Here is an 8,197-nt window from a genome sequence, read left to right as displayed (position 1 = left end):
GTCGTGGACGACCTGGACGCCGCGGTGCGCCACATCCGGCTGTGGTCCTCCGGCCACACGGAGGCCATCGTGACCACGTCGCAGGCCGCCGCCCGCCGCACGGCGGAGAGTGGCCCGGCCCCCGCGGCCGCCGTGACCGGCCTCGCCGTCCGGCACGACCGGCTGGTCGCGCTGCGCGAGGTGAACCTGTCGGTGCGCCCGGGCGAGACCGTCGCCCTGATGGGCCGCAACGGCGCGGGCAAGTCGACCCTCCTGCGCACGCTCGCCGGCATGCACAAGCCCGCCGCGGGCTCCGTCCGCGTCGGCGGCACCGCGCCGCACAGCACGTCCCCGGCGGAGCTGCTGCGCCACGTCGGCCTCGTGCCGCAGGAGCCGCGCGACCTGCTGTACGCGGACACGGTGGCGGCCGAGTGCGCGGCGGCCGACGGCGACGCGGGCGCCGCGCCGGGCACCTGCCGCGCGCTGGTCTCCGGCCTCCTGCCGGACGTTCCCGGCACGACGCACCCGCGCGACCTGTCGGAGGGCCAGCGCCTCGCGCTCGCCCTCGCGGTGGTGCTGACGGCGCGCCCGCCGCTGATCCTCCTCGACGAGCCGACCCGCGGCCTCGACTACGCGGCCAAGCACCGCCTGGTGGAGGTCCTGCGCGGCCTCGCCGCCGAGGGGCACGCGATCGTCCTGGCGACGCACGACGTGGAACTCGCCGCGGAGCTGGCCGATCGGGTCGTCGTCATCGCCGACGGCGAGGTCGTCGCGGACGGCCCGACGGCGGAAGTGGTCGTCTCGTCCCCGGCCTTCGCCCCCCAGGTGGCCAAGGTGCTGGCGCCGCAGCCGTGGCTCACGGTGGGGCAGGTGCGTAAGGCGCTGGGGGCGGGCTCGTGAAGAACGCCTCCGGCCGTACGGACACCGCCCGCGAACGGCAGGGCGCCGCCCCCGACCGCCAGGCGCGGGCGATCCGCCTGGGCCGCCGTTCGGTCGCGGCCCTGCTCCTGGTCTCCGCCGTCGGCGTGATGGCCTTCGGCTGGCCCCTGCTCGCCGCGTCGTCCTCCGGGCTCGCGCACTCCCAGGACGCGCCGTGGCTGTTCGCGGCGCTGCTGCCGCTGCTGCTGGCGGTCGTCGTGGCGGCCATCGCCGACTCGGGCCTGGACGCGAAGGCCATCGCGATGCTCGGCGTCCTGGCGGCGGCGGGCGCGGCCCTGCGGCCGCTGGGCGCGGGCACGGCCGGCATCGAGCCGATGTTCTTCCTGATGGTCCTGTCGGGCCGGGTCCTCGGACCGGGCTTCGGCTTCGTGCTCGGTTCGGTGTCGATGTTCGCGTCGGCGCTGCTGACGGGCGGCGTCGGCCCCTGGATGCCGTTCCAGATGCTGGCGATGGGGTGGGTGTCCATGGGCGCGGGCCTGCTGCCGGGCCCGGACCGGCTGCGGGGCGCCCGCGAGGTGCTGATGCTCGCGGGCTACGGGGCGGTGGCGTCCCTCTTCTACGGGACGGTGATGAACCTCCAGGGCTGGCCCTACATCGGCTCGCTCGCCACGGGCGTCTCGTTCGTCCCCGGCGACCCGCTGTCGGAGAACCTCGCCCGCTTCGTCGCGTACTGCCTGGCGACGTCGCTGGGCTGGGACCTCCCGCGCGCGGTCGTGACGGTCACCGCGACGCTGGCCCTCGGCCCGGTGGTGCTGAGGGCGCTGCGGCGTGCCACGCGCAGGGCGGCGTTCGACGCGCCGGTGGCCTTCGGGAAGTCTCCTGACGGGCCGGCGGGCCCTCCGGCCGAACGACGCCGCACGGTCTGACGTACGTACCGACGGTCTGACGTCCGTACCGGAGGTCACACCGCTCGTACCGCAAGTTACCTCGCCCGTACCGGTAGTTACTTGACTCGCCGGTAATTTTTCAGCGATCTTGATCGCATCCACGCGGACGGCTTTCAGCGCGCGACCGGACAGGTCGTCGCGCCGGTGCCGCCTGCTCCCACCACGCACGAGCACCACGCACGAGACGCACGAGGACTTCATGTCTGGAATTGGGCGAGCTTCCCGCCTTGTTTGTTCCCTTTTATCAGCTCTTACTCTGACATTGGCCATCGGCTCCACCGCCTCGGCAGCCGACCGCCCCGCAACGGTCAGCAGCGGCTGGAACGACTTCAGCTGCAAGCCCTCCGCCGCCCACCCCCGCCCCGTCGTCCTGGTCCACGGCACGCTCGGCAACGCCACCGACAACTGGCTCGTGATGGCGCCCTATCTGGTCAAGCGCGGCTACTGCGTCTTCTCCCTCGACTACGGCAAGCTGCCCGGCGTGCCGGTCTTCTACGGCCTCGGCCCGATCGACAAGTCGGCCGAAGAGCTCTCCGCGTACGTCGACAAGGTGCGTGCGGCCACCGGCGCCGACAAGGTCGACATGGTCGGCCACTCGCAGGGCGGCATGATGCCGCGCTACTACATCAACTTCCTGGGCGGCGCGAGCAAGGTCAACCACCTCATCGGCCTCGCCCCCTCCAGCCACGGCACGACCATGATGGGCCTGACCAAGCTGATGGACAGCGTCCCCGGTGCCCGTAAGGCCCTCGGAGGCATGGCCCAGGGCCTCACCGACCAGGCCCTCGGTTCCGACTTCCTCAACCGTCTGAACGCGAGCCCCGACACCATGCCCGGGGTCGAGTACTCGGTCATCGCCACCAAGTACGACCAGGTCGTCACCCCGCACGGCACGAACTTCCTGTCGGGCCCGAACGTCCGGAACGTCATGCTCCAGGACCTCTGCCCCGTCGACTTCTCCGAACACATCTCGATCGGCAGCGTCGACCGCATCGTCGTCCACTGGGTCGCGGGCCGCCTCGACCCGGCCAACGCCGAGCCCACCACCTGCGCGTCGGTCCTCAGCTGACACCTCGCCGCGCCCGGCCGGGCCGGGGCGTCACCCGCCCCCGCCCGGCCGGTCAGGGCAGCAGCTCCTTGCCCATCCACACCTCGGCGTACGGGTTCTCCTCGACGGAGTTGTAGCGGGGAACCGGCACGAACCCGTGCCGGGCGTACAGCGCCCGCGCCTCCACCAGGTCCTTGCGCGTGTCCAGCACGATCCGCCCGGCGCCCCACTCCCGCGCGGTGGCCTCGGCCGCGGCCAGCAGAGCGGGCGCGGCCCCGAGCCCGCGCGCGGCGGCCCGCACGAACATCCGCTTCAACTCGGCCGTCCCCCGCCCCCGGTCGTACCACCGCAGCCCCAGACACCCCATCGGCTCCCCCTCCCGCCGGGCGACCAGCAGCACGCCCTTAGGCGGCACGAGATCGCCGTGCGCTTCCTCGGCGACGTACCCCTCGACCTCCTCCGGCGTCGTGGTCCGCCCCTCGTGCAGCAGGAACCAGCGATCGGCGACCTCGGTCATGTACTCCCGCATCAGCTCCACCGCCTCGGGGGACGCGACGGGCTGCGGAGTGACGGTCCAGACGGTCGCACGGCTCATGGCGGCATGGTCGCACGGGGGTTTCGCGGGCGCGTCCGAATTACCGGGGCGGTGACGGCCCCGGGCCCGGCCGCTCCCGGGCGCGCCGTAGCCTGCGCCGCCGCAGCCCCGTCGGAATCCGGCCATCCAGACGAAACAAAGGAAAAGGAAGTCCTCAGGTGACTCCGGAGTGACCTGCGCCTGTTCTTCCGGAGTCATTGACGTGCTCCCTGGCCTGAAGTCCAGGGATTCCGGCCTGGGTCGTCTGACCCTTCCGGGGGCTTCCTGTTTCAACGCGCTGTGCCGGGACTTTCGCCCTGGTCTTACCGGCGCTCCACGAGGCGTTTAGTGTCTCCGCCCGTCCGGCGGCGACGATTCGGTGTCCTTCGACGAGGACGTTGCGGCTTGCGTTGTGGTCGCGGTCGTGCACGGTGCCGCACTTGCCGCACGTCCATTCCCGGACGTGCAGGGGCTTGGGGCCGTCCCTGAATCCGCAGGCCGAGCAGACCTGGGAGGACGGGAAGGCCCGGTCCACCTTGGCGAAGGTGCGGCCGTGCTTGACCGCCTTGTATTCCAGCATGCCGACGAACGCGGACCATCCCGCGTCGTGCACGGACTTGGCGAGCCGGGTGCGCCCGAGGCCGGACACCGCGAGGTCTTCCACATACACCGCTTGGTTGTCGCGAATGATCTGTGTGGAAACCTTGTGGTGCCAGTCCCGGCGCCGGTCCGCCACCCTGGCGTGCTGGCGTGCGACCTTGATACGGGCCTTGGCCCGGTTCTTCGATCCCTTGGCCTTGCGGGACAGCTCCCGCTGAAGGCGCTTGAGCTTCTTCTCGGCCCGGCGCAGGAAGCGGGGGCTGTCGATCTTGCTGCCGTCGGACAGGACGGCGAAGGCGGACAGGCCGAGGTCGATACCGGCGTCGGCCTCCACGCCGGGGAGGATGTCCGGCTCGGTGTCCACGACGAAGCTGAGGAAGTACCGGCCGGAGCTGTCTTTGGTGACGGTCAGGGACGTGGGTGCGGCCGGCAGCCGGCGGGACCACTTGACCTTGAGGTTGCCGACTTTGGCTACGTATACCGTGCCGTCGTCCTGGAGGGAGAAGGCGTTGGTGTTGAGGCGGATCGACTGCCGGGTGTCTTTCTTCGACTTATACCGGGGCGGGCCGGTCTTCCGGCCTTGCCGCTTGCCCTTGAGGCTGTCGAAGAAGTTCTTGTAGGCGGTGTCCAGGTCCCGAAGGGACTGCTGCAGGACGACCGCCGACACATCGGCGAGCCAGGCGCGCTCGGCGGTGCGCTTGGCCTGGGTGATGCGAAGCCGGGACAGCTCGGCCGACTTCACGTACGGCAACCCTGCCGCGTGCGCTTCCTTCCGGTCGCGCAGGCAGTCGTTCCACACCACACGGGCGCACCCGAACGCACTCGCCAGCGCACGACACTGGGAGGCATCCGGGTAGGCCCGGTAGTTGTAGCGGAGCTGCACAACCAAGACCCTACGGCGATTGGTCTCACGGAGAAGGAGAACGGCTAAAGACGGGGCAGACAGACACGTCGTTTCGGCGATGCATGTCCACTTGGCCTTCGTGACGAAGTACCGGAGCGGAGTCTTCAACGACGAGATGCCGACACGCTGCGAAGAGACCAGGCGCAAGGGTCTGCGAGGACTTCGAAGCGCAGCCGAAGGAGTTCAACGGCGAATGCGACCACGTCTCCACATCCTGCGGCGGAGCACCCCTTGTCATCGTCCACCAGTACATCGAACAGCCAAACATCTACTCAAAGGTGCACGTCAGAGCAGCCTTGAGGTGCGTTCAACCCCGGCTTGAACGCCGGGGCTTTCTGCAAGAGTCCCGGTAAGGTCTCAAAGAGCGCTACGAGGTGACCGAGCTGGGCGACCCCGGAGGAGCGGCTGGGCGTGGCGAATGCGCAGAGAGGCGGACTCGGAAGTCCACCGAGGGCGTGGCCCGGGACCGGCCTGGCCCTGGGCGCGCTGTGGCTGCTCGCCGGGCTGCTGGCGGTCCGTCAGGCCGCCGCCGTGCTGCGGCTGCCTCCCGGGCGGCGGTTCACCGACCTGGAGCGCTGGATCGGTGACAACGGCGTCCTCCACGTCAGGGGCTCGCTCTACGACACGGACGACTTCACCGGTACTCCTTTCGCGGGACTCGTCCTCAAGCCACTGACGAAGGCCGCCGAGCAGGGTCTGGGCATCTTCTGGACGTTCGGCACGCTCCTGCTGGTGGTCGCCCTGGCGCTCGTCGCCGCCCGGTCCCTGCCCGGCCCCGTCCCGCGCCGCACGGCGCTGCTCGCCGCCCCCGTGGCGGTGATCCTCGCGGTGTCGTCGCTGCCCGTGCGGAACGCGTTCACGCTCGGGCAGACGAGCATCATCCCCGTCCTGCTGGTGCTCGCCGGCTGCTGCCCGCCCCGCCTCGTGCGGGGCTCCGGCCGGGTGAGCGGCCTGCTCGTCGGCGTCGCCGCGGCCCTGCAGCCCGCGGTGCTGCTGTTCGCCGTCCTGCAGTGGCTGACGGGCCGCCGCCGCGCGGCCGCCGCCACCGGTGTCGCCTTCGTGGCCTGCACGGCGCTGACGTGGGTCTTCATGCCGGACGACTCGTGGACGTACTGGATCCACCACATCGCGGGCAAAGGCCTCGGCCACGCCCCGGACGGGCTCGCCAACCAGTCCCTGCACGGCCTGCTGCTCCGCACCGGCCTGCACGGCCCGGCCGAACCGGCCTCGTACGGCGTGCTGGCCGCCGCCGTCGCCGTGCTCGGCCTGCGCCGGGCCGCCCGCTACGCCCTCGACGGGCAGGCGCTCCTCGCGACGGCCGTCGCGGGCTGCACCGCGGTCGCCGTCTCGCCGACGGCCTGGCAGCACCAGCAGCTGTGGATCCTGCTCGCGGTCGTCGGCCGCGTGGGCAGGCGCCGCGCCGACCGGCTGGTGTGGCCCGTGCTCGTCGTGCTCGTCACGACGCTCCCCAGCACCGTGCTGATGCCGGACAACCCGGTCCTGCGCCCCCTCGGCGACAACGCCCCGGTGCTGACCGCGCTCCTGGCGGCCTGCGTGGTGCCGTTCCTGTCCCGCACCGCGGAGGGCTGGGCGCGGCCGGTGCCGACGCCGGCGGCCGAGCCGCAGCCGGGCCGCATCTCCTGGGTGCCGCTGTTCCGTTTCTGGCGGCGGCCGCTGACCCGGCCGAACGTCCTGCTGGAGCTGATGCTGATACGGGTCGGCTACTGGTTCTACCAGTTCATCCGCGCTCAGGCCCCGGACGAGCGCTCCCTCGCGGAGGCGCACGGCCGGCAGATCCTCGGCGTGGAGGAGTTCCTGCACATCGACGTCGAGCACGGCTTCAACCACTTCGTGGCGGGCGTCGGCTGGCTCACCGGCGGCATGAACTACTACTACGGCACCTTCCACTTCCTGGTGCCGGTGTGCCTGCTGGTCTACCTCTACGTGCGCCGGCCCGGCACGTACCGCTGGGCCCGCACCGCACTGTCCCTGGCGACCCTGCTCGCGCTCGCCGGCTTCTGGGCGTACCCGCTCGCACCGCCGCGGCTGATGCCGGGCCTCGGCTTCATCGACACGCTCAACGGGCCGCAGGACCTGGACAACCCCGACTTCGGGGCGCTGACGGAGCTGTCCAACCAGTACGCGGCGATGCCGTCGCTGCACATCGGCTGGTCGCTGTGGTGCGGCGTCGTGATCGCCGTCGTCGCGCCGAAGCCGTGGCTGAAGTGCCTCGGCGCGCTCTATCCGCTGCTGACGCTCTCGGTGATCGTCGGCACCGCCAACCACTACCTGCTCGACGCGGTCGGCGGTGCCCTGGTCGTCGTGGCCGGTTTCGCGATCCAGTACGTGCTGAGCGGTCCCGGCCGGCCGGCGTACGGGAAGGTGCCGGCGGCGCGCGGCGAGAGCGATCCGCTGCCGGCGGGGGCCCTCGGGCGGCACGGGGGTCACGGGGGTCACGGGGACGGCGTCCACGCCCGCGGCGAAGGGCTGGCCGGCGGCCCCGGCCGGGGCGGGGTCAGTCGCTCACCGTGATCTGGGAGCCCGGGTCGGTCGTGTCCGTGACGTCGTAGACCGCGTTGAAGACGGACGTCGTCGCGCTGGTCGGACAGCCGAAGCCGCCCTCGACCTTCACCGCGGCGGTGGCATTGCTGACGGTCAGCTTGGCCGGGGAGCCGTTGGTGTACGTCGCGGCGATGTCCGCGGCACCGGTCGGGGCCGCGGTGATGGTGCAGTTGGCCAGGCCGGTGGACTTCAGGACGAAGCCGCCGGTCGGGATGGTGAGGGTCGCGGTGATCGGCGACCCGTTCTGCATGGACACCTGCCACGCGCCGGACGTCTCGATGGTGGTGGTCACCCCGGGGATGCTGGCGGTGCAGCCGGTGTACGTGGGCGCGTTGAGGGGGTTGGCGACCGGGCCCGAGGGGTTCTGGTTGCCGGGCGCGTCCGGTATCCGGTTGCCGGTGGAGTCGTCCGACGGCTTGGAGCTGGAGGCCGTGCACGTGACGGTCACGGAACCGGCCTTGAACGTGGCCTTCCCGTTGAGCGTGGCCGCGAAGGAGTGGCCGGCCGGGGTGACGGTGGTGGAGCCCGCCTCGGCCGTCGCGGCCGTCGGCGCCGTCCGGGCGTCTGCCGCACCGGTCAGCGTGAGGGCGGCGGCCACGGCCAGCCCGGCACCGCAGGCGAGGGCGGCGCGGGGACGAAGTCTGAGAGGGGTGGTCATGGAGTCTCCTTGGGTGGGAGGTGGGGGTGGTGCGCGGGGGGAGCTT

General features: G+C 71.7%; 7 protein-coding genes. 4 read left to right on the top strand and 3 right to left on the bottom strand.

Annotated features, from left to right (window positions below; all coding sequences use genetic code 11):
• The 3 genes from B7P34_RS34005 to B7P34_RS33995 form a co-directional block, all read left to right on the top strand.
• On the top strand, positions 1–879 hold an 879-nt coding region (locus tag B7P34_RS34005), incomplete at its 5' end, for an energy-coupling factor ABC transporter ATP-binding protein (RefSeq protein WP_146167011.1).
• Entirely contained in the window at positions 876–1,784 is a 909-nt protein-coding gene (locus B7P34_RS34000) for an ECF transporter S component (RefSeq protein WP_106682013.1), read from the top strand. The genes B7P34_RS34005 and B7P34_RS34000, both read left to right, overlap by 4 nt.
• A 283-nt stretch (positions 1,785–2,067) precedes the next feature.
• A complete protein-coding gene (locus B7P34_RS33995; protein WP_223268521.1) occupies positions 2,068–2,874 on the top strand; it encodes an esterase/lipase family protein in 807 nt (268 codons plus the stop codon).
• Between the two features lie 52 nt (positions 2,875–2,926).
• Here the strand turns inward: B7P34_RS33995 and B7P34_RS33990 are convergent, their stop codons facing one another.
• Both B7P34_RS33990 and B7P34_RS33985 read right to left on the bottom strand, forming a co-directional pair.
• Positions 2,927–3,448, bottom strand: coding sequence for a GNAT family N-acetyltransferase (locus B7P34_RS33990; RefSeq protein WP_106682011.1), 522 nt, complete (start codon positions 3,446–3,448; stop codon positions 2,927–2,929).
• A 154-nt stretch (positions 3,449–3,602) separates the two neighbouring features.
• The gene (locus B7P34_RS33985; RefSeq protein WP_106682010.1) at positions 3,603–4,910 is read right to left on the bottom strand and encodes an RNA-guided endonuclease InsQ/TnpB family protein; all 1,308 of its coding nucleotides are present in this window, start codon (positions 4,908–4,910) and stop codon (positions 3,603–3,605) included.
• A 432-nt stretch (positions 4,911–5,342) separates the two neighbouring features.
• Between B7P34_RS33985 and B7P34_RS33975 the strand changes: the two genes are divergently transcribed.
• Positions 5,343–7,463, top strand: a complete 2,121-nt coding sequence (locus B7P34_RS33975; RefSeq protein WP_106682009.1) for a bifunctional glycosyltransferase 87/phosphatase PAP2 family protein — start codon at positions 5,343–5,345, stop codon at positions 7,461–7,463.
• Here the strand turns inward: B7P34_RS33975 and B7P34_RS33970 are convergent.
• Positions 7,447–8,151 carry a hypothetical protein gene (locus B7P34_RS33970; RefSeq protein ID WP_106682008.1) on the bottom strand — a complete coding sequence of 235 codons (705 nt, stop codon included), beginning with the start codon at positions 8,149–8,151 and terminating at the stop codon, positions 7,447–7,449. The genes B7P34_RS33975 and B7P34_RS33970 overlap by 17 nt on opposite strands.
• Between the last annotated feature and the right edge of the window lie 46 nt (positions 8,152–8,197).

The sequence above is a fragment of the Streptosporangium nondiastaticum genome (assembly GCF_003011965.1).
Classification (GTDB): domain Bacteria; phylum Actinomycetota; class Actinomycetes; order Streptomycetales; family Streptomycetaceae; genus Streptomyces; species Streptomyces nondiastaticus.
The sequence above is the reverse complement of the archived record's forward strand: the minus strand, read 5'-3'. Positions and strand labels throughout refer to the sequence as shown.

What these genes read in the sequence shown, in the direction of transcription:
- B7P34_RS33990 (WP_106682011.1), bottom strand. Translation starts at nt 3,448, where the DNA reads ATGAGCCGTGCGACCGTCTGGACCGTCACTCCGCAGCCCGTCGCGTCC.
- B7P34_RS33970 (WP_106682008.1), bottom strand. Translation starts at nt 8,151, where the DNA reads ATGACCACCCCTCTCAGACTTCGTCCCCGCGCCGCCCTCGCCTGCGGT.